This window comes from Kitasatospora sp. NPDC033851, assembly GCF_055576085.1.
In genome coordinates this window covers 112,437-139,124 of sequence record NZ_JBVIRL010000018.1, presented here as the reverse complement: position 1 = coordinate 139,124, position 26,688 = coordinate 112,437, and the positions used below count along the sequence as shown (strand labels likewise).

Here is a 26,688-nt window from a genome sequence, read left to right as displayed (position 1 = left end):
CGCCTCGGTCGGCGGGCCCCCTTCCGTCGTCCTCACTGTCCCAGGGCCTCACCGAGCCGGTCGGCGATGACGCGGACGCCGTCGACGGTGAGCACCGACTCCGCGTGGAACTGCACCGAGGCGAACCCGGGCCCGCGGAGCGCGTGCACCTCCCCCGTCGCCGGATCGCGGCTGATCTCCACCGCGCCGATCCCCGGGCACTCGGTCTTGTCGTCGTCGCTGCGGGCGGCGAAGGAGTTGTAGAAACCGACCCGCTCGGGGCGGCCGAACAGGTCGATGTCCTGCTGGAGGCCCTGGTTCGGCACCCCCTTGCGGATCACCTCCAGCCCGAGCCGGGCGCTGAGCACCTGGTGGCTGAGGCACACCGCGAGGAACGGCCGCCGTTCCGCGAGCAGCCGGTCGACCGCCGCGTGCAGATGGGCGATCTTGGGCTGCCCGACGTCCAGCGGGTCGCCCGGTCCCGGGCCCGTCACGACCAGGTCGTATCCGTCGAAGGTGTACCGCTCGTCGAACCGACGGACCGTCACTTCCAGGCCCAGTGACCTGAGTTGGTGGGACAGCATGACGGTGAAGGTGTCCTCGGCGTCGACCACCAGCACCCGGCGGCCGTCCAGCGCGGACCGGGGGCCGAACAGCCCGGACCGGGGGCCGTTGCGCCGGTCCGCGTCGGTCAGCCAGAAGTCGGCGATGCCGGTGTTGCGGCGGGCCAGTGCGGCCCGGACACGCGGGTCGTCGGCGAAGCGCGCGGGCCGGTCGGCCCGGACGGGCGGCCCGTCTGCGCGGGACGCGGGCCGGTCGGCCCGCAACGCGGCGAGCAGCCCCGCGGCCTTGGCCCGCGTCTCGGCGACCTCCGACGCGGGGTCGGAGTGGCGCACCAGGGTCGCCCCGACCCCGAGCCGGAGCCGGCCGCCCCGGTCGATGTCGGCGGTGCGGATCAGGATGGCGGAGTCCAGCGTGCGGCCGCCGCCGCCGTCGCGGCCGATGAGCGCGACGGCCCCGCTGTAGTAGCCGCGGCCCGCGGGCTCGTACCGGCGGATGATCCGGCAGGCGTTCTCCAGCGGGCTCCCGGTCACGGTGGGGGCGAACAGGGTCTGCCGGAGGATCTCGCGCGGGTCGCGGGTGCTGCGCCCCTCGATGAAGTACTCGGTGTGCGCCAGCCGGGCCATCTCCCTGAGGTACGGGCCGACGACGCGGCCCCCGCCCTCGCAGATCCCGGCCATCATCTTGAGTTCCTCGTCGAGGACCATGTAGAGCTCGTCGGTCTCCTTGCGGTCGTCGAGGAAGGCCAGCACGTCCGGGAGGGCCGGGCCGCTCGGCGGGTACCGGTAGGTGCCGCTGACCGGGTTCATCACGGCGGTGCCGCCGTGCACGCTGATGTGCCGCTCCGGGGTGGCGCCGACGAACGTCCGGTCGCCCGTGTGCACGATGAACGTCCAGTACGCGCCGGTCTCCTGCTGGAGCAGTCGGCGGAACAGCGACAGGCCGTGCCCGGGCGAGTAGTGCGTGATCTCCGCGACGTAGGAGCGCTTGAGGACGAAGTTGCCGCCCTCGCCCCGGCCGATCTCCTCGGTGACGACCGTGCGCACCAGGTCGGCGTAGTCGTCGTCGGAGATGTCGAAGTGCTCACCGGAGAGTCGGATCGGCAGGTCGGGCAGCTGTGCCAGCGCCTCGTGGCAGGGCACCTCGGCCTGGGCCGTGACGGTCATCGCCAGCAGCGGCTCGCCGTCGTCGGTACAGGCGAAGCCGCGCTCGGCGAGCTGCCGGAACGGCACCAGCACCAGCACGTCGTGGCCCGCGCCGTCGGCCCGTTCGGGCAGCGGGATGTCGGCCAGGGCGGCCACCGCGGACACCTCGCCGACGAGGACGTCCAGCACCTCGCCGCCGGTCCGCTCCGGGCGGTGGATCAGCGCGAACGCCGGTGGCCGCGGCGACCGGACCAGCTCGAGCAGGTCCGGCGCCGCGGGCGTCGTGGGCGCGGGGGGCGTCGTGGGCGCGGGGGGCGCGGGGGGCGTCGTGGGCGCGGGGGGCGTCGTGGGCGCGGTCACGCGCAGAACGCCTTGACCGTGGTGACCACCGCGCAGCGCCGGGCGGCGTAGTCGAGGGTCAGCCGGTGGTGGTCCGCGGAGAAGTCCGCGATCGCGTCGGCGACGAGGAACGTCTGGAGGTCGTTGGTGAACGCCTCGACGGCGGTCATCAGCACCCCGACGTGCCCGTACACGCCGCAGATGACGAGCTGGTCGCGGCCGTGCCGCACCATCCGCTCGCGCAGGTCCGACCGGAAGAAGGCGCTGTAGCGCCACTTGGTGAACAGCCAGTCGTCCGGGGCCGGCGCCAGTTCGTCGACGATCCGGCGGTCGGCGGGGTCGACCTGCATGCCCGGTCCCCAGAAGTCCCTGAGCAGTCCGCGGTCCTCGGCGGTCATCCCGCCCGGCTGGGCGGTGTAGGCGACCGGGATGCCGAGGCTCACGCAGCGCTCGCGGAGCTGCGCCGTGTTGCCCACCAGTTCACCGCGGAGGGTGTCCGGGAACGGGCGGACGAAGTAGCGCTGCATGTCGTGGATGAGCAGCACCGCCCGGTCCGGGTCGGCTTCCCACCCGGCGACGTTCTCGGGCAGGTCGCCCGCGGCCGGCATCGGGTAGGGCTCGATGGGGGGTATCCCTGCCATGGCCTTCTCCTTCACGCCCAAGGTTCCTCACACGCCCAAGGTGGCGCCGCCGTCGACGGTCAGGTCGTGCATGGTGATGTGCCCGGCCTGTTCGGAGAGCAGGAAGACCACGGCGTCCGCGATGTCCGCCGGCCGGGCCAGCTTGCCCAGCGGGATGCCCACCTTGTAGGCCTCGGGCCGGCCGTCGATCGTCGCCTGCGGGCCGGTCTCGTCGTGCCACATGGACCGGAGCATCGCGGTGTCGGTGGAGCCGGGGGCGACGACGTTGCAGCGGATGCCGTGGCGGGCGACCTCCAGGGCCAGGCACTTGGTGAACATCGTCGCCGCGGCCTTCGACGCGGCGTAGGCGGCCATATCCATGCGGGGCGTGCCGGCCGCGTTGGACGCCACGGTGACGATCGCGCCGCGACGGCGGGGCACCATGCGGTCGACCACCGCGCGTGACACGTGCATCACGCCCGTGGTGTTGACGGCGAAGGTCGCGGCCCAGTCCTCGTCGGTCAGTCGGAGCACCGGGCTGAGGTGCAGCACGCCGGCGGCGTTGACCAGGTGGTCCACCGGTCCCAGCGTGCTCTCCACGCCGTCCACCAGTTCCGCCACCTCGGCGGCGCGGGTGACGTCGGCGGGGAACGCCGCCACGGACAGGCCGTCGGCGACCATCTTCCCCGTCACCTCGTGGAGTCGTCCGGCGTCCCGGTCGACCGCGGCCACTCGCGTGCCGCGCCGGGCCAGGGCGCGGACCACGGCCGCGCCGATCCCGCCCGCTGCCCCGGTGACCAGGGCGACTGTGTCCTCCATCGTTCAGACCTCCATTGCAGGGTGTGCACGGGGAAGTTCCGGTTCGGGCCCGCCGGTTGCCTGCCGTCGAGCCGGTCGGCGCTCACGTCCGCCAGGCCGAGACCACCTCGACGGCCTGGTCCGGGTTGAGGCGCGGATCGCAGAGGCTGGTGTACTTGTCCCCGACGTGCGGGACGTCCGCCGGGGTCCGGGCGCATTCCGTGACGTCGTCCGGGGTGGTCTCCAGGTGCAGACCGCCCGCGACGCCGCCGCCGTCGCCGACCGCGTCCTGGAAGCGGGTCACCTCCTGCACGATCCGGGGCAGGAGCCGGGTCTTGAACCCGTCCGGGGTGGCGAAGGTGTTGCCGTGCATCGGGTCGCACAGCCAGATCACCGGGTGCCCGGCGGCCCGTACGGCCGCGGCGAGGGCGGGCAGCCGGCCGCCGATCCCGTCCGCGCCCATCCGGGTGATCAGGGTGAGCCGGCCCGGCTCCCGGCGCGGGTCGAGCCGTTCGCACAGGGCCAGCAGCTCACCGGTCGTCATCGTGGGGCCGACCTTGCAGGCCACCGGGTTGACGACCTGGGCGAGCAGCGTGACATGGGCCCCGTCGACCTGCCGGGTGCGCTCGCCGATCCACGGCCAGTGGGTGGACGACAGCCAGGCCCGGCCCGACGCCGAGCGGCGCACCAGCGGCACCTCGTAGTCGAGCAGCAGGGCCTCGTGGCTGGTCCACACCTCCGGCGCGGGGCGCCGGTGCGCGCCCCGGTCGGCCCAGCCCAGGTACCGCAGGACGGCGTCGGCGAGCCGGTAGCCGGAGAGCATCCGGGTCGGATCGGGGCGCCGGCGCTCCGGGGCGGGCTCCGGGCTGTTCACCATGTGCCCGCGATAGGCGGGCAGTTCGAGGTCACCGATCCGTTCGGTCGGCGCGGAGCGGGGCTTGGCGAACTGGCCGGCCAGCCGGCCGACCCGGAGCACCGGGCGGCCGGTGCCCTCCTCCATCCGGCCGGCGAGGAGGTCCAGCAGCTCCGACTTGCGGGCGACGTCGCCCGGGGTGCAGTCGGCGGGATCCTCCGCGCAGTCGCCCGCCTGCACCACCCGGGCCGCACCGGTGGCGACCTCGGCGAGCCGGGTGCGCAGCGCGAGCACCTCCTCGGCTTCGAGCAGCCCCGGGAGGGCGGCCAGTTGGCCGCGGACCCGGCGGGCCAGTTCTGCGTCCGGCCATGGGGGCTGCTGTGCCGCCGGACCCAGCTCCAGGTCGCACGCGGCGGTGACCGAGGCGTCCTCGGGTGGTGTACGAGTGAGCACGGTGATCTCCCGAAGCGGCGGGTACACACGGTCTGGTGGGAATCGGCGGCTGACTGCGCCTCAGTCTCAGGTCTCGTGCGCGGCGGGGCCAATGCCCGTCGGGGCACTGTGTCAGGTGAGGTGCTTCCACATCAGGTCGGCCGCGGGCCGGTGTCCCGGGCCGGCGGCCGACCGCGGCCGCGCATTTCCGCGGTTTCCGCGCCGCCCGTCCGACTGGGTCATTCGGGCACCCGTCCGACTGGGTATTTCCGGTAACCCGTCCGACTGGGGAGAAGAATACGGAGCGCCCTTGCCGCGGCGATCGACTCGCACACTTGTTGTCCTTCGAGTGCTTGTATAGCCTGGGGCCGAGATCTGCCAATTCAGCATGAGCCGGGGATCCGTCGGGGGAATCTCCCGAATCGAGTACCGCGTGGCGTACTTCCTGCGCGCGCCAGGTGTGCGGCGCGTCGGCCGGCCATCCCACCCTTTCGCTTTCTCCAGGTACACCCATACCCCACACGGACTCACTGGATGAGGGGGCACCAATGCGCTGGGAACAAGCTGCGGCCGCTCAGGTCGACAGCGTGGCCGAGGTCCTTTCGACACCGGAGCCGCCGGCGGTTCTGCCGGCCTGCACGATTCCCATTCGTATTCTGCGACACGGGGAAAATATCAGAACGCACGGGGAGAACCAGGAATACGTCACCACGCTCGCCCGGTCACCGGTCAAATTCCCGCCCATCTTCGTCCACCGCACGACGATGCGGATCCTGGACGGAATGCACCGGCTGAAGGCCGCGGAACTGCGCGGTGACCAGTCGATCGAGGTGGTCTTCTTCGACGGGGACGAGGAGGAGGCTTTCGTGGCCGCGGTGTCGTCCAACGCCCGGCACGGCATGCCCCTCTCCTTCGACGACCGCACCGCGGCGGCCACCCGCATCCTCAACTCGCGCCGGCACTGGCCGGACCGGGCGATCGCCTCGGTGACCGGGCTCGATCCGCGGACGGTGCGCGCGCTCCGCGGCCGCCTGGAGGTCCCCGACTCCCCGCCGACCAACCTGGTCCGGCTGGACCGCACCCGCCCGGCGGCGGCGCCGCGGTACGCCGAGTTCCCCGGGACGCCGCCGGCACCGAAGCCCAGCACGCCGGTCCACCAGGTGGCGGCGGAATTCGAACTGGAACCGTGCACCGTCGTCGACGTGCTCAACCGGTTGCGCCGGAGCCTGCGGGAGGTGCCCGAGGCGCCGTGCGACACCGGGGCGCCGGGCCCGTCCGCGGCACTGCCCGCCCCGGCGGTGCCGGCCCCGCGCGCCCCGGACGACCCGACCCCCCTGCTGGGGCTCACCGGCTCGTCCGACCCGACGGAGCTCGTCCTCGACCGGGTCTGCGCCGAGCTGTTCGCCACGTTCACCCGGCGTGACCAGCGGTTGAGGGCCCGTCAGTACCTGCGGGGGCTCCTGGGCACGCCCGGCCGCAAGACCATCCGCAACATCGCGGCCTTCGTCGACGGCCCGGGGATCGATCAGCGGCTGCACCACTTCATCAGCGACTCCACCTGGGACTGGGAGCCCGTCCGCACCGCGCTCACCCGGTACGTGGCACGGACGATGGAGCCCGAGGCGTGGGTGATCCGCCCGGTGCTGATCCCCAAGGTGGGCCGGCAGTCCGTGGCGGTGAGCCGGCGGTTCGACCCGATCCGGGGAAAGGCCGTCAACGGGCAGCGGGCGGTCGGCGTCCTCGCGGTCTCCGAGACGGCGAGCACCCCGGTCAGCTGGCGCCTTCAGGTGCCCGAGGACTGGGTCGAGGACGCGCACCGGCGCCGGCGGGCGGGGATGCCCGACGACATCGGCGCGGAGTCCCTCGGCGAGTGCACGGCCCGCGCCCTGCTGCAGGTCCTGGCCCGCACCGGGGGCCCCGACCGGCCGGTGGTGCTCGACGGGCGCGCCATGGAACGCGCCCAGCTCCTGCGGCCGCTGCACGCCGCCGAGGTGCCCCTGTTCGTACGGATCTCGGCGACCCTGCCGTTGCAGATCAAGGACCCGGCGCTGACCGGGCGCCGCCCGCACGGGCCGCTCACCGCGCGCCGGATCGTCGAGGCGGCCAGGTTCCGCCGCCGGCCGGTCGACGGCCCCGATCCCGCGGTCGAGAAGGGCCACCTGATCACCACCGTCGATGTCCGGTGGCCCGCCGACGTCGAGCGGCCCCATCCGGGGGCGGAGGCGCCGCTGCGGCTGATCGCGGTCAGCCCGGTGGGGGAGAACGTGTGCGAAGAGCTGTGGCTGACGACGCTGACGACGGTGTCGGCCGCCACCGTGCTGAAACTGGCCCGGCTCGTGCGCCGGGTGGACCGGGACCTGGAATCCGTCTCCCGGAACGCCGGAATCTGGGATTTCAGCGGCCGGTCCTTTCCGGGCTGGCACCGGCACGTCACGCTCGCGTCCGTCGCCCATCTCGTGCGGCTGCTCGCCCGAACCGATTACCGCGCAGACCTCGGGTGACACCGCCGCACCGACACACCCTTGAAGCGCGCATTCCGACACCGTGCATTCCGACACCGTGAATTCCCGCACCGTGAATTCCGGCATCGTGAATTCCGGCATCGTGAATTCCCGCACCGCACGTTCCGACACCGGAAATCCTCAGACGGGGGAGCACATGCCTGGCCGGCCACACACCACGGACCTGCTCGTCATCGGCGGCGGAGTGACCGCGCTGTCGATCGCGTACCACTGCGCACGGGCGGACATCGACGTCGTCCTGCTCGGCCCGGACGCCGCAAAGACCGCGCCGGCTCCCCGCCCGGTGCGCACCTACCAGCCGGGGAAGGTCCACAACTCCGAGCTGACGGTGCGCAGCCTCGCGGACTACCGGGCGTTCGCCCCGGCCGGGGGCGCCGACCTGGTGCTCTCGGACGTCGGCTGGCTGGTGGTGGCGTCCGACCGGCAGGAGGCCGCCGCGCTGGAGCGCGAGGCGGCGGCCCAGCGCGCCGTCGGCGTGGAACTGGAACCTTTGACCCCGGACCAGGCCCGCGCGCGCAATCCCTGGCTGGACCCGGCCGGCACCGAGTCCGCTATCTGGTGCCCGCAGTCCTACCTCCTCGACGTGGACACGGTGATGCGGGGCTACGCCGCCGGCGCGCGGGAACACGGCGCCCGGCTGCTGACCGGCCATAGGGTGACCGGGCTGGACGCGGGGAGCGGCCGCGTCACCACCGACCGCGGGGAGTTCGCCGCGGAGGCCGTCGTCCTCGCGGCCGAGGCCGGCAGCGGCGAACTCGCGGCCTCGGCCGGCCTGGAACTCCCGCTGTGGGCGCAGACCGCCGAGCTGTTCGGCACCGACCCGGTCCTCGCCGACGGCGAGCTCGACGTCCCCTTCACCATGCACCCGGCGTCCGGGCTGAAGACACTGGGCGCCGGCCGGTCCTTCCTGGTCGGTCTGGAGCGCGTCTCCCGGCAGGAGGGCATGCGGCAGGTGTGGCTCCGGGAGGCCGCCGAGGAGCTGGCCAGGCGGTACCCGAAGCTCGGGGGCGTCGGGCTGCACAGCGTGTGGACCGGGACGGTGGACGTCACCCCGGCCAGGACGCCCTGCATCGGCAGGGCGGGCGGCGCGCACCAGCGGATCCTGGTCGCGGCCGGGTACACCGGCCAGGACCTCGGCCAGGCACCCGCCACCGGCCGGATGATCCGCGACCTCCACCTCGGCCGCTCCCCCGGTGTCGACCTCACGCCGTTCGCGCCCACGCCGTCCGGACCCGGGCTTTGTCAGGTCGGCCCCGAAATACCGACAAATCCGCCGCGGAACCCGGGAGACTGACAAACGCGATTGACAAACACGACCGACAAACACGACTGACAAACCCGACTGACAGACACCGGGTTTACCGCCGAGATATCGACGTGACAAAGTCGAAAGCTTTTCGGGAGGTGCGGCGGATTTCCCTACCCGGAGATTCCGGTCGCTGATAGCGTCCCAACGTCACTATCCGACGGCCCGCCGAACCTGTTGAACGCATGCGGGCATTGGAGGAACCGAGGAGAACGGAGTAGGAACAATGCGCCAGTTTGAGATCGCCTGGCCGTCGATCGACGCCAGGGTTCGCATCACCCTCGACGAAGGCCGCAACGCGCAACTCGTCGAGCCGCTCTGGGCCGCGCTGCCGTACCAGACCTTGCAAGGACACGCGCTCGTGGCCGGCGACTGCATCTACCACGTTCCGCCGGCGCACGACCTCCTGCACGCCGTGCCGGACCACAAGGTCGACCGCAAGATCCAGCCCAGCGGCACCGTCTTCTGTTCCGCGGTGCAGCACCTCACCATCAAGTACGGCGAGCTGACCGAGCCGATGCCCGCCGCGCCGATCGGTTCCGTCGTCCCGGAGGACCTCGACGCGCTGCCGAAGATCGGCCAGCTGGTCTGGGACTCGGTGCACGGCAACGGCGCCCCGATCCTCGCGCAGGTGCGGCGGGTGGACGGCGAGTCCGGCCACGGGGTGCGGCGCGTGCCGGCGGAGTCCGCCCGGGCACGCGACCTGATCGAGCGGATCGCCGCGGAGACCGAGCGGGTCCTGATCGATCCGCCCGACGAACTGGTCGCCGCGCACGAGGGCCGCTTCGACACCGGTGCCGGGACCAAGGGCTCGGTCCTGACCACGCTGGTCTGCATCAACGGCGAGACCCGGCCGCTGGGTTACGTCTCCCACACCGGCCTGGTGCGGGCCGCCCGGCTGACCGACGCACCGCTGTCCGCCCTGGTCGAGATGGCCCGGATCCTCATCGTCAAGCCCACCGAATTCCTCGGCTACTGCGGGCTGAACACACTGTGGGACCTCACTCAGGAGGTGGTCTCCGTCATCGAGGAGAAGACCACCTCCAAGGAGGACTTCATCGCGCTGCTCTCCCACCTGGCCACCTACACCAACGCCCTCGGCTCCTGGAACCTGCAGCTGTTCCCGTGGGAACTGGGGGGCGACACCTGGACGTTCCGTCCGACCACCGCGAGGAGTGCACATGCCTGACGGGAAGAGCTCCGCCGAACTGCTGATCATCGGCGGCGGCGTGATCGGCGTGTCCATCGCCTACCACTGCGCCAAGGCCGGCATCGACGTGCTCCTGCTGGAGAGGGACCGCTTCGGCGAGGCCACCACGTCGCAGACCGCGCGGGCGTTCCGCACCTACTTCCCGAAGAAGCCGTACGACTCCGAGCTGGCGGTCCGGAGCATGGCCGAGTTCAACGCGTTCGCGACGACGACGAACACCGACCTCGGGCTGAAGCACCTCGGGCTGCTCACGGTGCTGACCAGCCCCGAGCAGGCGGCCGAGATCGAGGCGCTGCTGCCGGCCCACCGCGAGGTGGGCGCCGACGTCCAGTTGCTCACCCCCGCTCAGGCCGTCGAGTACAACCCCTGGCTGGACGCCGGCACCTTCGAGGCGGCGGTCTGGTCCCCGGAGTGCTACCGCGTCAAGCCGGAAGCGATCGTCAAGGGGTACGCGGACGCGGCGACGAAGCTCGGCGCCCGCCTGCTGAGCGGCACCGAGGTGACCGGCATCGACGCCCGCAGCGGCCAGGTGACCACCACCGCGGGGGAGTTCACCGCGGACGCGATCGTCATCGCGGCCGGGCCGTGGGGTGGCGACGTCGCCAAGCTCGCCGGTATGGAGCTGCCGGTGTGGGGCCAGTTCGCCGAGCTGCTGTACACCGACCCGATCTCCGACACCGACACCGACACGCCCTTCACCTTCCACCCCGTCTCCGGCCTGAAGACGATGGGCCGGGGCAAGGGCTTCCTGGTCGGCCTGGAGCGCATCTCCAAGCAGGAGGGCATGCGCGACATCTGGTTCGACGCGGCCGTCGAGGAGCTGCCGAAGTGGTACCCGAAGGCCGCGGGCGCCAAGCTGCACAGCGCCTGGACCGGGACCCTGGACGTCACCCCGACCAAGTCGGCGCTGATCGGCCGGGGCGAGGGCGCGCACGAGCGGATCCTGTTCGCGGCCGGCTTCACCGGTCACGGCCTGGCCCACGCGCCGACCGCCGGCCGGATCATCCGCGACCTGCACCGCGGCGTCACGCCGGAGGTCGACCTCACTCCCTTCTCCCTCGCCACCAACCTGGCGCACAAGCCGGCCTGAGTACGTTCCCGCGGCGGGGCGGCGGCACGGCCGCCCCCTCCCCCAGCCGCGGGACGGCGTCGGCGGGGGCGGTCGCGCCGCCCCCGCCGACGCACCGGTTTTCCGCAGTGAGATCTGAGAGGTGTGAATTGTCGTCGGCACAAGCACTCCCTGTGCAATGGCAAGGCCAGGCGCTGACCCCGTTGAATCCGGACACCGCGTTCAACGGCTACATCTGCGCGAACGTGGTGCACGCGCTGGCACAGCTCGGAGTCTTCCAACACCTGACCGCAGAGCGGACGCTCGACGTTCCCTCGTTCTGCGCCACCAACACACTGGACACCGCCGTGTTCCGGGCGCTCGTCCGGGCCGCGGGCTCGTTCGGGTACCTCGACGTGCACGGTGACCGGGTCCAGGCGACCGCCCTCAGCGAGGACGTCGCCCGGGCCCTGGGCTTCTTCACCTGGGGCGTCGGCGGCTACCACGACATCTTCGCCAACGCGGCGCCGGTCGCTCGCGGCGACCGCCGCTTCCGCGTCGACCTGGAACGCGACGAGGCCATGGTCGCGCTCGGATCCGCCCAGGCGGACACCGCGCTGATGCGCCACATCCTCGACGAGGAGATCGCCGGCATCGACTTCCGCACCCTGGTCGACCTCGGCGCGGGCGTCAGCGAGCGGATCTCCCGGCTGGTCAAGGACCGGCCCGGCAGCCGCGGGATCGGCATCGACATCAGCCGGCCCGCGACGGTGCTGGCGCACGAGACGGTCGCCAGGCACGGCCTGAGCGGCACCGTGCAGCCGGTCTGCGCGGATGTGCTCGACATCCTCTTCAAGGAGCACCAGGTCGACGGCGGCGACGAGGCCGACGTCGTGATGAGCTTCATGTTCCTGCACGACCTGCTGGCCGATCCGGAGCGCCGCGAGGAGGTCATCCCCCGGCTGCGCAAGTCCTTCCCGGAGGCGCGGGTCTTCCTGCTGGCCGACACCACGATCCGGCCGCGCACCGAGGGCGAGGACTCCCGGCTGCCGGTCTTCTCCAGCGGTTTCGAACTCGCCCACGCGCTGATGGGCGTGCCCATCCACACCCGTGAGGAGTACGAGCGGCTCTTCGAACGCGGCGGGATGCACCTGCGCCGCACGGTGCCGTTCGGCGCTCCGCACACCTACCTGTTCGTCCTGGAGGCGTCGTGACCGTGCAGGACCGGGCGACCGGAACGGACGCCGAGATCATCACCGCACTGCCCATCCCGCTCGCGGTCGCCGGGCACCACCGGCCCGCGCCCTTCTACGTCACCGCGGAGATGTTCGGCGGGCTGCCCGTGCAGCTCGCCGGCGGGGAGCTGAGCAAGCTCGTCGGCCGGCCCGTCGCCGCTCCGCACACCCATGACGTCGACGAGCTCTACCTGCTGGTCTCGCCCGAACCGGGCCAGGCCCGCATCGAGGTCCATCTCGACGGCGTGCGCCACGAGTTGGTGTCGCCGGCGGTGATGCGGATCCCGGCCGGCAGCGAGCACTGCTTCCTCACCCTGGAGGCCACGGTGGGGAGTTACTGCTTCGGGATCCTGGTGGGAGATCATCTGTGATCTACAACACCAGTGTCCCGTCGGCGGATTCGCTGGTGCGCCTGCACCTCAGCGAGAGTCCGTTCGGCGCGAGCCCCGCCGCGGTCGCGGCGGTGACCGGGGAACTGGACCGCATCAACCGCTACCCGTCGCCGGAGCGCGAGGGGCTCGTCCGGCACCTCAGCCGGCACTGGGAGGTGCCCGAGGAGCAGATCGCGGTGGCCAACGGCAGCGACGAGCTGGTGCTGGCGACCGCGCTCACCCTCGGCGACCGGGACCGCCCCGGCCTGGTCAACGCCGGCACCTTCCCCGGCTACCTGGCGGCGCTGGAGCGCATCGGCCGTGGCGCCGTCCGGGTACCGCTCGACGGCCCCCGGATCGACCCCGCAGCGTTCGCGGAGCGGCTCCCCGAGTGCGGGATCGGCTACGTGTGCAATCCGCACAACCCGTGCGGCACCGCACTGCCGGGGGCGGCGCTCGACACGCTGGCCGCCGCGGCGCGCGGCAGCGCCACCCCGCTCGTCTTCGACGAGGCGTACCACGAGTTCGGCCCCGCGGACCAGCCGCAGGCCAGGAGCCTGCTGCGGGACGGCACCCCGGTGCTCGCCCTGCGCACCTTCTCCAAGGCCTACGGGCTGGCGGCGCTGCGGATCGGCTACGCGCTCGGTCCCGCCGAGCTGATCGCCGAGGTGCGCCGGACGCTGGCCGTGCTGCCGTTCAGCGTGAACCGGGCCGCGCAGGCCGCCGCGGTGGCGGCCCTCGCGGACCAGGAGTTCCTGGTCCGCGTCCGGCGGGAGACCGAGGAGCGGCGCCGCCGGTTCTGCGCCGAGCTCGACCGCCGCGGGTACCCCTGGCTGCCCTCGGTCACCAACTTCGTGACCGTCGCGGTCCCCGACTCCGGCAAGGCCCAGGACGTCCTGGCCCGGGACCACGGCATCCTCGTGCGCGACACCGGGATGTTCGGCTTCCCCGGTCACCTGCGGATCTCCCTCGGCACCGAGGAGGAGCTGCGGGCGGTCCTCGACGCGCTCGACCAGATCACCGCGGGCGTGCGGTAGCCGCGCTCCGCATCCGACGCATCTTTGGAGGTCAACCGTGGTCAAGCCGATTCCGGACGGCTACGCCGAACTGACGGCGTACCTGTCCGTGGCCGACACGGACGCAGCGATCGCCTTCTACTCCCGGGCCTTCGGGGCGAAGGAGCTGCAGCGGTACACCGCGCCCGACGGCTCGGTGCCGCACGCGCAGATCCGGATCGGCGGCACCATCGTGATGCTGTCCGACGAGTCCCCCGCGGCCGGTCTGCCCGGCCCCGGGGCCCTCGGCGGCACGCCGGTCACCCTGTACCTGTTCGTGGCGGACGTGGACGCCGCCTTCGCCCAGGCCGTGCGGGCCGGCGCGGAGGCGAAGCGCCCGGTCCAGGACCAGTTCTTCGGCGAGCGGACCGGGCAGCTCCTCGACCCGTTCGGGCACCGCTGGACGCTCGCCACCCGCATCGAGGACGTGAGCCCGGAGGAGTTCGAGCGGCGGGCGAACGCGTACGTCCGGGGCAGGGGCTGACACCACCGCACCCATCGGGCTCCGGGCCTGCCGCGCACCCGCGGCAGGCCCGGAGCCCGTTCGCGCACCCGGCGCACCAGGCACACCAAGGCTGCGACACCAACACGGAACCAGCCTGCGTGACATGACGTGTCGTCAGTTCACGCAGGCTGGTTCGTCGTCACGCCTCAGGTGGTGGCGAGCAGCAGTTCCTCGATGGTCGAGGGCCGGAGGCCGTCCGCCCGGCCGGCGAAGTAGCGCTCGGCGAGATCGCCCGCGGAGAGGTGCTCGACGTGCCGGAACCCGGCTTCCTTGGCCATCCGCAGGATGTCGTCCGGGCCGAAGAAGCTGCGGAACGGCGTCCCGTCGGCGCGCGCGGCGTGCTCCACCCCTTCCCGTGCGCCCCGCTCCTCCGGGTCGACCAGGTCGACCGGCTGCATGAACGTCATGGCCAGGGCGGAGCCCTCGGCCAGGGCCGCGGCCTTGCGGAGCGTGTCGGCGACCGCGTCCCTGGTGAGGTACATGGTCACGCCGGAGCAGGCCAGCACCGCCCGGCGGCCGGGGTCGAAGCCCTCCTCCGTCAGGCGCTGCCACCAGTCGTCGTCCGCCTCGAAGTCGACGGGGACCAGCCGCAGCCCCTCGGGCACCCCGTGGCCCAGCTCGGTCAACCGCGCCCGCTTCCACGCCTGCGTCTCCGGCTGGTCCACCTCGAAGACCCGCACGCCTTCGGCGCCCCGCGGACGCCGCTGCGCGAAGGTGTCGAGGCCGGCGCCGAGGATGACGTACTGGTCGACGCCCCGGCCGGCCTGCTCGACGACCAGGTCCTCGGTGAACCGGGCCCGGGCCACGATGGACGCCCGCGCCCGGGCGCTGCGCACCGGGTCCATGTCCGGCCGGGACCGCCAGTCGTCGTCCGGTGCCACCAGCCGCGCACCGAGTTCGTCCTCGAACACGTGCGGCTCGGGATCGGCCCGGACGTGCAGGGCCCGCCACAACGCGGTCCGGATCGCGGTCTTGTCCGCCGTCGCCGTCACTGCTGGTTCCTCTCCGTCGGGCCCTCGTGGGCCTCGTGGTCATGGGTTCCCGGGTCCGGCCGGGAGCGGTCCGTCGTCACGCGGGCGCGGGGCCGGTGCCGCCGGCTGCGGCAGCGGCCCCGGCGGGCAGGTACTCCGACTCCAGCACCAGGTCCTTGACCCACGACTGGTATTCGACGTGGGCGTGGTGCTCGCGGGTGCGCCACTGCGTGCCCTCGCGCTCACGCAGGTACGCGCGGTAGTGCGGCGCGCCGGGCACCTTCATGTTGTCGGCCAGCACGATGGAGCCCGGGTGGAGCCACCGCTGGTCGAGGATGCGTTGCAGGTCCGGCAGGTAGGCCCGGGCGATGTGGTCGACGAAGACGAAGTCCAGGAGGCCCGGGCCGAAGCCGTGCTCCGAGTTGAGGCGGTCGATGGTGCGCCCGTCGTCCCCGAGCGTGCCGTGCAGCACGGTGACCCGCTCCCCCAGCCCGGCGTGGTCCCAGATGCGTCGGGCCACCGAGGCGTTGGCGGCGCTGAACTCGATGGAGCAGAGCCGGGCCTGCGGTGCCATCACCCGGGACATCCGCAGCGCGCTGTACCCGCAGTACGTGCCGAGCTCCAGCAGCAGCCGGGGCTCGGCCCGCCGCACCGCGGCGTCCAGTACCAAGCCCTTCTCGTCCCCGATGTTGATCAGCGTGGCCTTCCGGTAGGCGTACTCGTCGATCACCCGGATCGCGTCGTCGACGTCCCCGGGGGCGGCGTGCGCGAGCACGTAGTCGGCGAGCGCCTCCTCCCGGCCGTCACCGACCTGGCCCGTCCGGGTCAGGTTGCCCATCCGCATCAGCATGCTCAGCCGTTTCGCCATCACCGATCTCCGATCCGGGGTCCGCTCGTAGGGGTAGGTGCCGTTCGGCGTCGGTACGTCAAGTGTCGAGCGTTCGGTGTCAAGGCAGCATCAGCTGAAGGCGGTTGACGCTCCGCGAGGTCCACGCGCACGGATCCGCGCCGGGCGACCGCTCCGGGAACGCGGTGCGGTTCGGCGGCCGGTACTGTTCCAGGTGCGTCCGCTCGGACGGAACCCCCAGCGCGGCCAGCGCCTCGACCGCACCGGCCACGAACGGCCCCGGGCCGCACACGTACGCTTCGCGGTCGCGGCACGGCGCGGCCAGCGCCCGCAGCCCGGCCGCGTCCGGCAGCCCCTGCCGGGACTCCAGCCAGTGCCGGACGGTGAACCGGTCCGGGTGGGCGGCGGCGAGGTCGGTCAGCTGCTCCCCGAAGATCACCGATCGCTCGTCACGGTTGGCGTAGATCAGGGTGAGCCGGCCCGAACCGGCGGCCAGCGCCGACTTGATCATCGACATCACCGGGGTGATGCCGCTTCCGGCGGCCAGGAAGAGGAAGTCGCCGTCGAGCGAGGCGGGGGTGAACCGGCCCGCCGGCGGCTGGACGTGCACCACGCTGCCGACCCGCACGCTGCCCAGCAGCCAGTCGGAGGCGCGGCCGCTCTGCGTCCGCTTCACCGTCACCATCAGGGGATCCGCGGTGTGCGGCGAACTCGACAGCGAATAGCAGCGGGTGACGGATCCGTGCTCGGCATCGGGGATGTGGACGGTGAGGAACTGCCCCGGCCGGTACTGGAATTCCTCGGCGAGGTCATCGGGGACGTCGAACACCAACGAGCGGGCGTCCTCCGTCTCGACGATCACCTCGGCCACCCGTAACGCGTGGAAACGCTGGTCCATCGCCGTCCTCGCTTCGTGAAATGCGACGAGAAAGTGCTGGCAACGCTACCGTGCGGGCCTCTGGTCGCGTACGCGTGCCCGACTGGGGACTTCCCCCAGTCGGACACCCGAATTCCCGGTCGGCGTATGGTTTTTGGCTTACCGTCAGCCACGACTCGTTCCGGCCGGCTGCCAGCCGCGACTCGCTCCGGCTGCCCGTCAGCGCCGGGTGGCGGGCTGGACCCCGGCTCGCGTGGCCGTGCGGCGTGCACCGGGCAGCCGGGCCCCCGCGGACCCGGCCGGACCGACGTTCCGGACCAGTTGGAGCATGTCGCACCGGCCGCTCTCCGGCTCGGAGTAGCGCCCGGTGGGCGACAGCGGCCGGCTGAGGTGCTCCAGCACCCACTCGGACGCGGAGGAATCGAAGACCAGCCCGCCCGCGCGCACCATCTCCACCCCGAGCACCAGGTCCTGCCAGCGGGCGCCGTTGAGCAGGTAGCCGCGGGCCCCGGCGCGCATCGCGGAGAGCAGGGCCTCCCGGTCGTCGAGCGGACTGATGATGAGCACGGCCGTCTCCGGGCAGCAGCCGGTGATCGGGGTGATCACCTCGGCGATGCTCTGGCCCGGCTGGACGATGTCCATCACCACGACCTGGGGGCGCAGCGTGTGCGCCATGGCCACCGCGTCCGAACCGGTTCCGGACTCACCGACGACGTGGAACGACTCCACCTCGTCGAGCAGGATGTGCAGACCGGATCGGTAGATCGGGTGGTCGCCTGCGATCAGCACCGTGGTGCGCGAGCCGCCGGGTGCTTTCGACGTCGCTGTCCGGATCACCATTCTCCCGCCAACTAGTCGGTCGACAGTTGCCTTGTTGCCCGCCGCCGCGAGGGCTTGCCTCCCGGGCACTCGGGACCGGGAGGCGAGCCCCCGCGGCGGCGGGTCCCGCTACGACGTGCCGGCCTTCCGGCCCGCGCCGCGCAGGGCGGAGAGGACCGCCGCGAGGATCATGATCCCCATCATGGTGTAGAAGGCCGCCTTCAGGCCGTGGGCGAAGGCGCTCGCGAGCTCGCCGTTCAGCTTGCTGGTGCCCACGAAGATCTCGAACGCCAGGTTCCGCGGGATCGAGTGCGAGGCCACGAGCATGGCGGTGGTGAAGGAGAAGACCATGCCGATGCTGGAGAAGGTGCGCAGCACACCGGAGGCGATGCCCAGCCGGTCGGGTGGGGCCGCCTTCATCACGGCGGTGCTGTTGGCCGGGAAGAAGAAGCTGCCGCCGATCATCATCACGAGGTTGCCGATGGCGGTCAGCCACAGGCTGCTCGTCGTGGTCATCTGGGCGAAGATCCCCATCGCGACGACCGAGATGCCGAGCCCCATGGTCGCGGGGATGACCGACCCGAGTTTGTCGGTGAGCTTGCCGGCATAGGGCCCCACCACCGCGCCGATCACATAGCCCGGGACGAGCAGCATTGAGGCGTCGATCGGGTCCATCCCGCGGGTGCCCTGGAGGTACATGATGACCAGGAAGAGCACCGCGAAGCTGCCGATGCCCTGGAGCATCGAGGCCAGGAGCGAGGGCGCCATCGACGGGATGCGGAACAGGGACAGGTCGAGGGTCGGCTCCTTCTGCTTCAGCTCGACGAAGACGAACGCCACCAGGAGCAGGATGCCGCCGACCAGGTATCCGATCAGGGTCGCGTCGAGCGGGCCGGACGCCAGTCCGGTCATCGCCCAGAGCACCCCGAAGAGGCCCAGGCCCAGCGTGATCATGCCGGCGAAGTCGAACTTCCGGCGCTGCCGCTCGCTGGTGTCGCGCAGCACCCGCTGCGCCAGCACCAGCGCGATGATGCCGATCGGCACGTTGACCCAGAAGATCCACTGCCACGACACGTAGGTCACCATGACGCCGCCGGCCAGGACGCCGAGGACCGAGCCGAACGAGTAGCCGAAGGCGTTGTAGCCGTAGGCACGGCCGCGTTCCTGCGGCGGGTAGAGCTCCGAGATGATCGCGCCGCTGTTGGAGGCGATCAGTGCGGCGCCGACCCCCTGGACGAGCCGGGCGCCGATGATGCTCGACGCGTTCCAGGCGACGGCGCAGAGCACCGAGCCGAGGGTGAACACCAGGAAGCCGGCTTTGTACATGCGCACCCGGCCGAACATGTCACCGAACCGGCCCAGCTGGGTGGCGAGTACGGTGACCACGAGGAGGTAGCCGACGACCACCCACGTCACGGCGGACAGGGTGATGCTCAGGTCCTCTTCGATCGCCGGGAGGGCGAGTACCACGATCGTGCCGTCGACCGCGGAGATGAGCACGCCGATCATCACGACGAGCATGCCGAGGCCCCGCCGTGGCGGTGTTAACCGCGAGGTGTCCTCCGCCGTGGCCGAGATGCTTTCACTGACCATCGCTAACCAACCCCGCATCCCTCTGATGACTATTACACTAGATTGCTAGCATGCTGGCGCGAAAAGGGCCACGGCCGGCCAGGGCTCTCCACCACGAACAAGGGGGCACCGCATTGGTGGACCATGTTCGCAGCACGTTCACCGAAGCCACCACCGTCTCAGCCCGTTCCACGCGCCGCACACGGGGAACGCCCCCGGCCCCGAAGGGAATCGGGGGCGTTCGACGGGGTGGGAGCGCGCCGGACGTCAGGGGTAACCACCGGGTTCCGGCGGCCGTCGACGCGCTCCCACCTCGCGACAGCCGCTCAGCCCTTGAGCGGCGCCTCGATGCTCCACTCCCGTCCGTCCGGGTCGCGGACCACCATGCGCTGGGTGCCCCAGTGGGTCTCCTCGAACGGGGAGACCACCTCGACGATCGGATCGGGCCGGAAGGTCTCCGCGTCCTCGACGCGGAGCACGAGCTGGACCTGCGGTGCACGCTCCTCAGGGATCTCGCTGACGACGAAGTACGGTCCTTCGTCGTTCTTGAGCATCCCGGAACCGTGCTCGGTGGCGAACTCGATCTTGAAGCCCAGAGACTCCAGGAACTTGGCCGTCTTGCCCCAGTTGTGAGTCTCTACGTAAACGCCCTCGGCACCCCGGGTCGTCATGTGTTGATTCCTCTCACGCGGTTCCGTCTTGTATGTGCTTCTGGCGCTCGGCGAGATGGTTGCGCAGTGCCTCGGCAACCAGTGCCGACAGCGACAGCTCGCGGTCGATGGCGTAGTGCTTCACCTGCCGAATCAGCTCCACCGGCAGGTAGACGTTGAACTGCTTTACCTCTTCGGCAGTCATGCTAGTATGCTAGCACTGCCGGGGTGGGTCGTAAAGAAGTGGCACCGAGTACCGGACGGCCGCAAGGGCCTCGTGTACCGGGCAGCCGCGCGGGCCCCGCGCCCCGGCCGGCGCCGTCCGCTCCACCGCACTCCACTGCACTCCACCGCACTCGACTGCCCGAATAGCGCCCGAGCATTCCGGGAACGGCGGCCGATCCGCGGACCGTCCCCCCCAATAGCGGAAATGCGCAGGCGGCCCGAACTCCCCCGCGCGGAAGGCAAGTTCCCCACCCCGACGAGTTCCCCGACCAAGCACCCCGCGTTATGCTCGGCCCATGCGATTCGGCTTAATGGCAAGCAATCCACTTGAATGGCTGCTGGTCAAGTTCAATTTGATCGCGCGGCCCGTCCTCGACACCCAGGTAGCGGGCACATACGTCCACGTCATCATGGCCGCCGTCAAGGTCGGCCTGTTCGACACAATGGCCCACGGCCCCGCCACCGCCGAAAAGATCGCGGCCGGCTGCGGTATCCACCCCGACGGCGCCGCGAAACTGCTCCCCGCGCTGGCGGCATCCGGATATCTGCGCGCCCGGGGCGACCAGTACGAACTCAGCCCGCTCTCCCGCAAATGGCTGGTCACCACCAGCAAGCACGCGGTGAACGACAAACTGATGCTGCAGTTCTACGAGCTGGGGCTGATGGCGCGGGCCGACGAGTACCTGCGCAGCGGAAAGCCGCTGGACTTCCACACCGGCATGAGCGACGAGGTGTGGGACTCCTACCAGCGTGGCATGAAGTGCCTGACGACCGGTCAGACCGGCATGGTGGCCAAGGCCATCCCGGTCCCCGCGGGCGCCACCGACCTGCTCGACATCGGCGGCTCGCACGGGGCCTACTCGGTCGCGCTGTGCCGCCGCCACCCGTCGCTGCGCGCCGTCGTGTTCGACCTGCCCGACGCCGTCCGGCACGCCGCGCCGCTGCTGGCCGAGGAGCGGATGGGCACCCGGGTGCGCCACCAGCCCGGCAACGCGCTGACCGACGACTTCGGCGAGGAGTGCTACGACGCCGTGGTGATCATCGGCGTCGCGCACCACTTCAGCGACGCGCAGAACCGCGAGCTCACCGCCAAGGTGGCCCGCGCGCTGCGCCCCGGCGGGACCTACACCATCGCCGAGTTCCCCGCCGCCAGCGGCGAGGGCAAGACGCAGCAGCTGGCCGCGCTGCGGGACTTCTACTTCGCCCTGGCCAGCGAGTCCGGCACCTGGTCGCCCTCGCAGATGGCCTCCTGGCAGCGCGCCGCCGGCCTCCGGCCCGCCAAGCCGGTACGGCTTCCCGCCAGCGGCGGCCTCAACCTCCAGTCGGGCCACAAGCCCCGCTGACCTGACATGCCCCTGGCCCGGCCTCCGCGAACGGAGGCCGGGCCAGGGGCATGTCGCAGGCGTCAGGCTGTGGGCGTCAGGGTTCGGGCTCAGGCTGTGGGCGTCAGGCTGTGGGCAGGGCCCGCCTCACACCGTGACCTGCACGGAGACCGGGCCCCGGGTGATCATCAGCGGCTGCCAGACGATCTCCTCGGCCAACGCCAGCCGGTCGAACCGGCGCACCAGGCGGCCCACGGCGATCCGGGCCTCCAGCCGCGCCAGTGCGGCCCCCAGGCAGTGGTGCGGCCCACCGCCGAAGGAGACGTGCTTGCGGGCGTTCGGCCGGTCCAGCCGCAGCTCGGCCGCGGACGGACCGAAGACCTCCTCGTCGCGGTTGGCCGAGGCCAGGCCGGCCAGCACCGTCGCCCCCGCGGGGATCACCGTGCCGCTCGCCTCGTGGGGCGAGCGGGTGATCCGGCGCGAGTACTGCACGGAGGTGTCGTACCGCAGCAGTTCGTCGGCCGCGTTCGCGTCCAGGTCGGGGCGTTCGCGCAGCAGGCGGAGCTGTCCGGGGTGGCGGAGCAGCGCCACCAGGCCGTTGGCCAGCAGGTTCATGGTGGTCGCGTAGCCGGCCAGGTACAGCAGCACGACCTGGGCGATGAGCTCCTCGTCGCTGAGCACGTCGCCGTCGTCCTCGGCCCGGATCAGCTGGGTCAGCAGGTCCGGATCCTCCCGGACGAGGTTGCGGCGCTTGGCCTCGATCACGGTGGCGACGCGGTCGACGAGTTCGGTCTCTGCCGTCTCGATCGCCTTGATGAGCTCCGGGGTCGGCTCGGCGACCGGCTCCAGTGAGTGCGCCAGGATCTCGGCCCGCTCCCGCAGCCAGTGGTAGTCGGCTTCCATGCCCAGCATGTCGCAGATCACCAACAGCGGCAGCGGGTAGGCGAGTTCGGAGACCAGGTCGGCCTGGCCGTGCTCGGCCGCCCGCTGTTCGACGCGGTCCAGTGCCTCGTCGACGAGGCCGGTGATCAGCGGGGCGAGCGCGTTGATGGCCCGCTCGGTGAACACCTTGGTGAGCAGCTTGCGGAGCCGGGTGTGGTCCGGCGGGTCCTGGTCCATCATGGACAGGGAGTGGATCCGGCTCTTGGCGACGTTGTCGTCCTCCACCGAGTGGTCGGCCCGCAACAGGTTGACCACGTCCGCGTGCCTGGTGACGATCCAGAAACCCGCCGGGTGCCGGTACACCGGATTGGTCGCGCGCAGTTTCGCGAAGTGCGGATACGGGTCGTCAGAAACTCCCGGTGCGAAGGGATCGAAGGCGTACGGCTGCCCGTTCGTGGCCGCACTCGTCATGGGTGGTGGTGTTTTCCGGTCGACCATGGGATTCCATCCCGTCCTGTCGGAAGTCGGCGGGCCGAAAATGCCGTCGGACGAGGGCATTCGACCAGTTCCGTTTATAGGTAGTGAGGTTGACGGCTGGCAAGGCGGAGCGGACCGGGACGACGCCGGGCCGTCCGAGTGGGGAATCTCCCCACTCGACTGTCGGCGAATGCGCCCGCCGCCGTCCGGCGGCGGTGTTTCCGGGCCTTGCTTGACGCGTAAATCCGGGCTCTCGAAACTCGGAACCGGGGACGCGGTCCCCCGTGCACGCACCCTTCGCCACTGACCCGAGAGGTTGACCGTGCCTACTGAGAAATCGAAGGTACCGGACGAGACAGCAGTGCGGGTGGCCCTCTGGCGGGCCCTGCACGTGCGGACCGACGCGCCTCCGCACGTGGTCGAGGACGAGATCGGACTGCGCCTGGTGTCCCCCGGCGAGGACTGGCACCGGCGTCCGGACATGGCCGGGGACGGGATGCGCGGGTTCCGGGCCGGTGTGGTGGCCCGGGCCCGGTTCGTCGAGGACCTGGTGGCCGAGCAGTGCGCCGCCGGTGTGACCCAGTACGTGATCCTCGGTGCGGGACTGGACACCTTCGTCCAGCGCCGGCCCGAATTCGCCGACCGGCTGCGGGTGTTCGAGATCGACCAGCCCGCGACCCAGGAGTGGAAGCGGCGGCGGCTGGCCGAACTCGGCCACGGCTCCTCGACGTGGCAGCACTGGGTGCCGGTCGACTTCGAGACCGGCGAGGTGTGGTGGGACCGGCTGGTCGAGAACGGCTTCGACCCGGACCGGCCCGCGGTGCTGGCGTGCGCGGGCGTCACCATGTACCTCAGCGAGGAGGCGGTGCGGGACACCCTGGACCAGGCCGCGCGGGCCGCCGCCGGCTCGACGCTGGCGATGACCTTCATCCTGCCCACCGCCTTCGACGAACCGGAGGATCCCGCCGCGCACGCGGCCGCGGGCAAACCGAAGCCCGGGCCCCGGGTGCAGTTCCGCAGCCACTTCACCCCCGACGCGATACTGGGCCTCGCCCGGAAGGCCGGATTCCGCGAGGCCCAGTACGTCTCCACCGAGGAGATCACCGCGCGCTACTTCGCCGGCCGGACCGACGACTTCCGTCCGGCGGCCGGCGAGCCCTTCATGCTGGCGCACACCTGACGGCTGCCCGGCGCACGGGGGCGCCGGTCGGCCGTCACGTGGTGACGACCAGGAGTTCCTCCGCGTTGGAGGGCCGCAGACCGTCCGCGCGGTCGGCGAAGTAGCGGGCGGTCAGGGCGGTGGCGGGGATGTGCTCGGCCGTACGGAAACCCGCGTCGCGGGCCAGCGCCAGCATCTCCTCGGGCTCGAAGAAGCTGGTGAACGGCGTGCCGAAGGCGCGCGCGGCCTCCTCCACCCGGGCGCGGAGCTCCCGGGGGCCCGGTTCGACCATGGCGAGCGGGAGTTGGAAGGTGGTGGCCAGTGTCGAGCCGGGGGCCAGCGCGGTGCCCTGGCGCAACATGGCCACGACGGCCTCCCGGCCGAGGAAGGTGGTGACACCGAGCGAGACGACGACGGCGGGCTGCCCGGCGTCGAAGCCCGCCGTCACCGCGGCCTCCCACCAGGATCCGCCCGACTCGAGGTCGTACGGCACGAAGTGCGGTCCGGCGGGGGTGTCGAGGCCGAGTTCCGACAGCCGCCGCCGCTTCCATGACTGCGGTCCCGGCGAGTCGACTTCGAAGACCCGCAACGACGGGAGGAGTTCGGTGCGGCGCTGGGCGAAGGTGTCCAGGCCGGCTCCGAGGATGACGTACTGGCCCACGCCGCGGCCGAGTTGTTCGAGGACCAGGTCCTCGGCGAACCGGGCGCGGGTGATGACGGCGGCCCGGGCGAACGGGTTGTCGTCCGGGTCCATGTCGGGGCGCCGACGCCAGTCGCTGCCCGGATCGGCGAGACGGAGACCGAGTTCGTCGTCGAACACCGCCGGCGGGTCGTCGTGTTGCACGTGGAGCGCACGCCACAGGGCGGTGCGCACCGCGGTGCTGCTGGGCTCGGCGCCGGTCTGCTCAGGCATGGTGCCCCCTTGCGGCGGCCCGGCCGTGCGGCGTTCCGGGGGCTGATGTTCCGGGGAATGGGGTTCCGGTGTGCGGGATGGTCATGTCCGGTGTCCTCCCGATCGCAACCTGCGGGGTGCGGATCGGCGAGGGGGCTGCGCGGCGCGGTCCCGGGCGTGCGGACAGCGCTCTCCCTGCTGGAATTCGCGGGTGGATCGACGCGCAGCACCACGCACGTCAGGCTGCTGACGGCCTCGCCGTCCGATGACGCGAAGGTAGCGCGCCCGCCGTCGAGATCGCCAGGCGACCGGGCGGTGGAACGGCCGGGCCGGGGGCGGCCCGGCCGTTCGCTCAGAGCTCGGAGGCCAGCGTCCCGCCGCGACCCCAGTGGTCCGTCTCGACATCGTTGATGATCACGGTGACGGCGGCCTCGGGGCACTTCACGATCCGCGCGACCGTCGCCGTCACCTCCTCGACGAGCTGGCGGCGCTCGGCCACTCCCACACCCTTCCACCAGTTCACCTGTACCAGGGGCATGTCCGGTTCCTCTCCGTCCGACCTGTCCAGTCTGTCCAACCTGTCCGGCCTATCGGATCCATCGGATCCATCGGGTCTCTCGGGTCTCTCGGATCCGTCCGCGATTCGGCTGCTCACGCGGCGGTCCGCACCGTTGCCGACCGTCGCACCCGGGAAAGTCCTTCGTCGCGGCGGTGGACCGCGGGCGGTCCGTACCGCCAAGATGCACATGCGGGGTCGGTCCCTCCTCCTTCTCCGCTACTCCTTCTCCGCGTCCCGCTGTCGCTGCTCCACGGCGGCCGCGAAGTTCTGCCACATCCGGCCGCACTCCTGGGCCAGTTGCACGATGTCGGCCGCCCGGTGGGCGGGTACGTCCCCGCTGACCCGGGCCCAGGCATCCGCGTTTAGCGCATACATGTCAAGCAAGCGCAGCAAAAGACGCCCCGATTCGGAGAACCGCAGCGAAGGATCGCTGCGCAGGCTGCGCATCAACGCGGACCGGTCGGCCGGCCCGGACGCCTGGATCCGGACGCAGACGGTGGCCCGCCCGGACGCCGCGCGCCGCTCGCGGTCCTGGTCGCGGTCCTGGTCCTGGTCCTGGTCCGGCAGGCCCGGCGGTTCGGACGCCGTCAGGGCCTCGGCACGGCGCGAGTCGTCCCGGACGTTGCGCACGGTGTCCGGGCTGACCCCGGCCTCCCGGGCGATCTCGCGCAGCGACGCGTCCTGCCGGTCCGCGAGCAGGCTGCTCACCCTGGCCCGGGCCGCGGCACCGTTGACCGGCCGCATCCTGCCGTCCCGGCCGCGGCGGTGGGTGATCGGTTCGGCGTCCTGGCCGGAACGCCGGCGGATCGACCCCACCGTCTTGTGCGAGAGTCCCACGACCGCGGCGATCGCCCGGTCGGACCACTCCGGGTAGGCGCCGAGGATCCGCTCGGTGGCCGCCGTCCGTTCGGCCCGCGACAGCGGCAGCCCGTGCGTGACGTTCTTCTCGACCGCGAGCACGAACGCCTCGTCGCTGTCGCAGTCACAGAAGTCGACGTCGATGGCCTCCTGACCGCGCAGTTTCGCCGCCAGGAGGCGGTGGGCGCCGTCGACCACGCGCATCGTGCGGCGGTTGACGAGGATGGGCGGCAGCGCGGCGTCGGAGTTCGCCAGCAGACGGGCGTGCTCGTGGTTGGGCCCGGACAGGCGGGGTGAATCGGGCTGCACGATGTCGGTGAGCGGCAGGCGGGTCAGGGCCGCCGGAGGCGCGGACCTCCCGTCGTCAGTCCTCTCGATCACGCCACCAACGGGCTGAGGGTTCACAATGCCACCTTCCTGCTCGAAGCGACCGTCGCTGCTGATGCAGCTCGTCCTGCGGACTTCCTGTCTCGATGAGCGGTGCTGTGCCTGTTGATGTGCCTTCTGATGCGCCCTCCGATGCGCCTCGACTCTCCGATCGGTTCGCCCGGTGCGCCCGCCCCGGGAGAGCCGGGTGCACCGACGGGCGGCGGTGCCCG

General features: G+C 71.7%; 25 protein-coding genes. 10 read left to right on the top strand and 15 right to left on the bottom strand.

Annotation, left to right across the window (positions count from 1 at the left end; all coding sequences use genetic code 11):
* Nucleotides 1-32: 32 nt before the first annotated feature.
* From ACZ51D_RS29620 to ACZ51D_RS29605, 4 genes are all read right to left on the bottom strand, one after another.
* Nucleotides 33-1,949 (bottom strand): anthranilate synthase family protein, encoded by a 1,917-nt coding sequence (locus ACZ51D_RS29620; protein WP_465664000.1) that lies wholly within the window; start codon nucleotides 1,947-1,949, stop codon nucleotides 33-35.
* A gap of 92 nt (nucleotides 1,950-2,041) precedes the next feature.
* The gene (locus ACZ51D_RS29615; RefSeq protein ID WP_465623500.1) at nucleotides 2,042-2,665 is read right to left on the bottom strand and encodes an isochorismatase family protein; all 624 of its coding nucleotides are present in this window, start codon (nucleotides 2,663-2,665) and stop codon (nucleotides 2,042-2,044) included.
* A 27-nt stretch (nucleotides 2,666-2,692) separates the two neighbouring features.
* On the bottom strand, nucleotides 2,693-3,463 hold the full coding sequence (locus tag ACZ51D_RS29610) for a 2,3-dihydro-2,3-dihydroxybenzoate dehydrogenase (protein WP_465663954.1): 771 nt from the start codon (nucleotides 3,461-3,463) through the stop codon (nucleotides 2,693-2,695).
* Between the two features lie 82 nt (nucleotides 3,464-3,545).
* Nucleotides 3,546-4,748 carry a 3-deoxy-7-phosphoheptulonate synthase gene (locus tag ACZ51D_RS29605; protein ID WP_465663953.1) on the bottom strand — a complete coding sequence of 401 codons (1,203 nt, stop codon included), beginning with the start codon at nucleotides 4,746-4,748 and terminating at the stop codon, nucleotides 3,546-3,548.
* A 761-nt stretch (nucleotides 4,749-5,509) separates the two neighbouring features.
* On the opposite strand from ACZ51D_RS29605, the gene ACZ51D_RS29600 reads away from it, so the two are divergent.
* From ACZ51D_RS29600 to ACZ51D_RS29565, 8 genes are all read left to right on the top strand, one after another.
* Nucleotides 5,510-7,228, top strand: a complete 1,719-nt coding sequence (locus tag ACZ51D_RS29600; protein ID WP_465663951.1) for an IS701 family transposase — start codon at nucleotides 5,510-5,512, stop codon at nucleotides 7,226-7,228.
* Nucleotides 7,229-7,385: 157 nt separating this feature from the next.
* Nucleotides 7,386-8,543 carry an NAD(P)/FAD-dependent oxidoreductase gene (locus tag ACZ51D_RS29595; RefSeq protein WP_465663950.1) on the top strand — a complete coding sequence of 386 codons (1,158 nt, stop codon included), beginning with the start codon at nucleotides 7,386-7,388 and terminating at the stop codon, nucleotides 8,541-8,543.
* A gap of 238 nt (nucleotides 8,544-8,781) precedes the next feature.
* Nucleotides 8,782-9,744, top strand: a complete 963-nt coding sequence (locus ACZ51D_RS29590; RefSeq protein ID WP_465663949.1) for a cucumopine synthase-related protein — start codon at nucleotides 8,782-8,784, stop codon at nucleotides 9,742-9,744.
* A complete protein-coding gene (locus ACZ51D_RS29585; protein WP_465663948.1) occupies nucleotides 9,737-10,855 on the top strand; it encodes an NAD(P)/FAD-dependent oxidoreductase in 1,119 nt (372 codons plus the stop codon). Before ACZ51D_RS29590 ends, ACZ51D_RS29585 begins: the two co-directional genes overlap by 8 nt.
* A gap of 182 nt (nucleotides 10,856-11,037) precedes the next feature.
* Nucleotides 11,038-12,027, top strand: coding sequence for a methyltransferase domain-containing protein (locus tag ACZ51D_RS29580; RefSeq protein ID WP_465623510.1), 990 nt, complete (start codon nucleotides 11,038-11,040; stop codon nucleotides 12,025-12,027).
* Nucleotides 12,024-12,419, top strand: coding sequence for a cupin domain-containing protein (locus tag ACZ51D_RS29575; protein WP_360502028.1), 396 nt, complete (start codon nucleotides 12,024-12,026; stop codon nucleotides 12,417-12,419). Before ACZ51D_RS29580 ends, ACZ51D_RS29575 begins: the two co-directional genes overlap by 4 nt.
* Nucleotides 12,416-13,456 (top strand): pyridoxal phosphate-dependent aminotransferase, encoded by a 1,041-nt coding sequence (locus tag ACZ51D_RS29570; RefSeq protein ID WP_465623511.1) that lies wholly within the window; start codon nucleotides 12,416-12,418, stop codon nucleotides 13,454-13,456. The genes ACZ51D_RS29575 and ACZ51D_RS29570 overlap by 4 nt, the downstream gene beginning before the upstream one ends.
* Nucleotides 13,457-13,493: 37 nt before the next feature.
* Complete coding sequence (locus tag ACZ51D_RS29565; RefSeq protein ID WP_465663947.1) at nucleotides 13,494-13,958, top strand: VOC family protein; 465 nt, start codon at nucleotides 13,494-13,496, stop codon at nucleotides 13,956-13,958.
* Between the two features lie 167 nt (nucleotides 13,959-14,125).
* On the opposite strand, the gene ACZ51D_RS29560 is transcribed toward ACZ51D_RS29565, so the two are convergent.
* The 7 genes from ACZ51D_RS29560 to ACZ51D_RS29530 all read right to left on the bottom strand — a co-directional run bounded on the left by ACZ51D_RS29560 (nucleotide 14,126) and on the right by ACZ51D_RS29530 (nucleotide 19,920).
* Nucleotides 14,126-14,971 (bottom strand): class I SAM-dependent methyltransferase, encoded by an 846-nt coding sequence (locus ACZ51D_RS29560; RefSeq protein WP_465663945.1) that lies wholly within the window; start codon nucleotides 14,969-14,971, stop codon nucleotides 14,126-14,128.
* A gap of 76 nt (nucleotides 14,972-15,047) precedes the next feature.
* Nucleotides 15,048-15,818, bottom strand: coding sequence for an O-methyltransferase (locus ACZ51D_RS29555; RefSeq protein ID WP_465663943.1), 771 nt, complete (start codon nucleotides 15,816-15,818; stop codon nucleotides 15,048-15,050).
* Between the two features lie 79 nt (nucleotides 15,819-15,897).
* Nucleotides 15,898-16,695: an FAD-binding oxidoreductase gene (locus tag ACZ51D_RS29550; protein ID WP_465663942.1), complete on the bottom strand. Its 798-nt coding sequence runs from the start codon at nucleotides 16,693-16,695 to the stop codon at nucleotides 15,898-15,900.
* 198 nt (nucleotides 16,696-16,893) lie between these two features.
* Entirely contained in the window at nucleotides 16,894-17,514 is a 621-nt protein-coding gene (locus ACZ51D_RS29545) for a response regulator (RefSeq protein WP_465663940.1), read from the bottom strand.
* A 108-nt stretch (nucleotides 17,515-17,622) separates the two neighbouring features.
* Nucleotides 17,623-19,014 (bottom strand): MFS transporter, encoded by a 1,392-nt coding sequence (locus tag ACZ51D_RS29540; RefSeq protein WP_465623518.1) that lies wholly within the window; start codon nucleotides 19,012-19,014, stop codon nucleotides 17,623-17,625.
* Between the two features lie 377 nt (nucleotides 19,015-19,391).
* Nucleotides 19,392-19,736, bottom strand: coding sequence for a VOC family protein (locus tag ACZ51D_RS29535; RefSeq protein WP_360502050.1), 345 nt, complete (start codon nucleotides 19,734-19,736; stop codon nucleotides 19,392-19,394).
* A 13-nt stretch (nucleotides 19,737-19,749) separates the two neighbouring features.
* Nucleotides 19,750-19,920, bottom strand: coding sequence for a ribbon-helix-helix domain-containing protein (locus ACZ51D_RS29530; RefSeq protein ID WP_360502052.1), 171 nt, complete (start codon nucleotides 19,918-19,920; stop codon nucleotides 19,750-19,752).
* 331 nt (nucleotides 19,921-20,251) lie between these two features.
* On the opposite strand from ACZ51D_RS29530, the gene ACZ51D_RS29525 reads away from it, so the two are divergent.
* Complete coding sequence (locus ACZ51D_RS29525) at nucleotides 20,252-21,283, top strand: class I SAM-dependent methyltransferase (RefSeq protein ID WP_465623519.1); 1,032 nt, start codon at nucleotides 20,252-20,254, stop codon at nucleotides 21,281-21,283.
* A gap of 126 nt (nucleotides 21,284-21,409) precedes the next feature.
* Here ACZ51D_RS29525 and ACZ51D_RS29520 read toward each other — a convergent pair whose 3' ends face one another.
* Nucleotides 21,410-22,615 (bottom strand): cytochrome P450, encoded by a 1,206-nt coding sequence (locus ACZ51D_RS29520; RefSeq protein WP_465663939.1) that lies wholly within the window; start codon nucleotides 22,613-22,615, stop codon nucleotides 21,410-21,412.
* Between the two features lie 328 nt (nucleotides 22,616-22,943).
* Between ACZ51D_RS29520 and ACZ51D_RS29515 the strand changes: the two genes are divergently transcribed.
* Nucleotides 22,944-23,801 (top strand): class I SAM-dependent methyltransferase, encoded by an 858-nt coding sequence (locus ACZ51D_RS29515; protein ID WP_465623522.1) that lies wholly within the window; start codon nucleotides 22,944-22,946, stop codon nucleotides 23,799-23,801.
* Nucleotides 23,802-23,835: 34 nt separating this feature from the next.
* On the opposite strand, the gene ACZ51D_RS29510 is transcribed toward ACZ51D_RS29515, so the two are convergent.
* The 3 genes from ACZ51D_RS29510 to ACZ51D_RS29500 form a co-directional block, all read right to left on the bottom strand.
* Entirely contained in the window at nucleotides 23,836-24,693 is an 858-nt protein-coding gene (locus tag ACZ51D_RS29510; RefSeq protein ID WP_465623523.1) for a class I SAM-dependent methyltransferase, read from the bottom strand.
* A 331-nt stretch (nucleotides 24,694-25,024) separates the two neighbouring features.
* Nucleotides 25,025-25,210, bottom strand: a complete 186-nt coding sequence (locus tag ACZ51D_RS29505; RefSeq protein WP_360502064.1) for a tautomerase family protein — start codon at nucleotides 25,208-25,210, stop codon at nucleotides 25,025-25,027.
* A gap of 237 nt (nucleotides 25,211-25,447) precedes the next feature.
* The gene (locus ACZ51D_RS29500; RefSeq protein WP_465663937.1) at nucleotides 25,448-26,470 is read right to left on the bottom strand and encodes a ParB/RepB/Spo0J family partition protein; all 1,023 of its coding nucleotides are present in this window, start codon (nucleotides 26,468-26,470) and stop codon (nucleotides 25,448-25,450) included.
* Nucleotides 26,471-26,688 lie beyond the last annotated feature (218 nt).

What these genes read in the sequence shown, in the direction of transcription:
- ACZ51D_RS29535 (WP_360502050.1), bottom strand. Translation starts at nt 19,736, where the DNA reads ATGACGACCCGGGGTGCCGAGGGCGTTTACGTAGAGACTCACAACTGG.
- ACZ51D_RS29600 (WP_465663951.1), top strand. Translation starts at nt 5,510, where the DNA reads ATGCACCGGCTGAAGGCCGCGGAACTGCGCGGTGACCAGTCGATCGAG.
- ACZ51D_RS29505 (WP_360502064.1), bottom strand. Translation starts at nt 25,210, where the DNA reads ATGCCCCTGGTACAGGTGAACTGGTGGAAGGGTGTGGGAGTGGCCGAG.
- ACZ51D_RS29590 (WP_465663949.1), top strand. Translation starts at nt 8,782, where the DNA reads ATGCGCCAGTTTGAGATCGCCTGGCCGTCGATCGACGCCAGGGTTCGC.
- ACZ51D_RS29540 (WP_465623518.1), bottom strand. Translation starts at nt 19,014, where the DNA reads ATGCTCGTCGTGATGATCGGCGTGCTCATCTCCGCGGTCGACGGCACG.
- ACZ51D_RS29510 (WP_465623523.1), bottom strand. Translation starts at nt 24,693, where the DNA reads ATGCCTGAGCAGACCGGCGCCGAGCCCAGCAGCACCGCGGTGCGCACC.
- ACZ51D_RS29525 (WP_465623519.1), top strand. Translation starts at nt 20,252, where the DNA reads ATGGCAAGCAATCCACTTGAATGGCTGCTGGTCAAGTTCAATTTGATC.
- ACZ51D_RS29520 (WP_465663939.1), bottom strand. Translation starts at nt 22,615, where the DNA reads ATGACGAGTGCGGCCACGAACGGGCAGCCGTACGCCTTCGATCCCTTC.
- ACZ51D_RS29595 (WP_465663950.1), top strand. Translation starts at nt 7,386, where the DNA reads ATGCCTGGCCGGCCACACACCACGGACCTGCTCGTCATCGGCGGCGGA.
- ACZ51D_RS29545 (WP_465663940.1), bottom strand. Translation starts at nt 17,514, where the DNA reads ATGGTGATCCGGACAGCGACGTCGAAAGCACCCGGCGGCTCGCGCACC.
- ACZ51D_RS29530 (WP_360502052.1), bottom strand. Translation starts at nt 19,920, where the DNA reads ATGACTGCCGAAGAGGTAAAGCAGTTCAACGTCTACCTGCCGGTGGAG.
- ACZ51D_RS29550 (WP_465663942.1), bottom strand. Translation starts at nt 16,695, where the DNA reads ATGGACCAGCGTTTCCACGCGTTACGGGTGGCCGAGGTGATCGTCGAG.
- ACZ51D_RS29585 (WP_465663948.1), top strand. Translation starts at nt 9,737, where the DNA reads ATGCCTGACGGGAAGAGCTCCGCCGAACTGCTGATCATCGGCGGCGGC.
- ACZ51D_RS29555 (WP_465663943.1), bottom strand. Translation starts at nt 15,818, where the DNA reads ATGGCGAAACGGCTGAGCATGCTGATGCGGATGGGCAACCTGACCCGG.
- ACZ51D_RS29615 (WP_465623500.1), bottom strand. Translation starts at nt 2,665, where the DNA reads ATGGCAGGGATACCCCCCATCGAGCCCTACCCGATGCCGGCCGCGGGC.
- ACZ51D_RS29610 (WP_465663954.1), bottom strand. Translation starts at nt 3,463, where the DNA reads ATGGAGGACACAGTCGCCCTGGTCACCGGGGCAGCGGGCGGGATCGGC.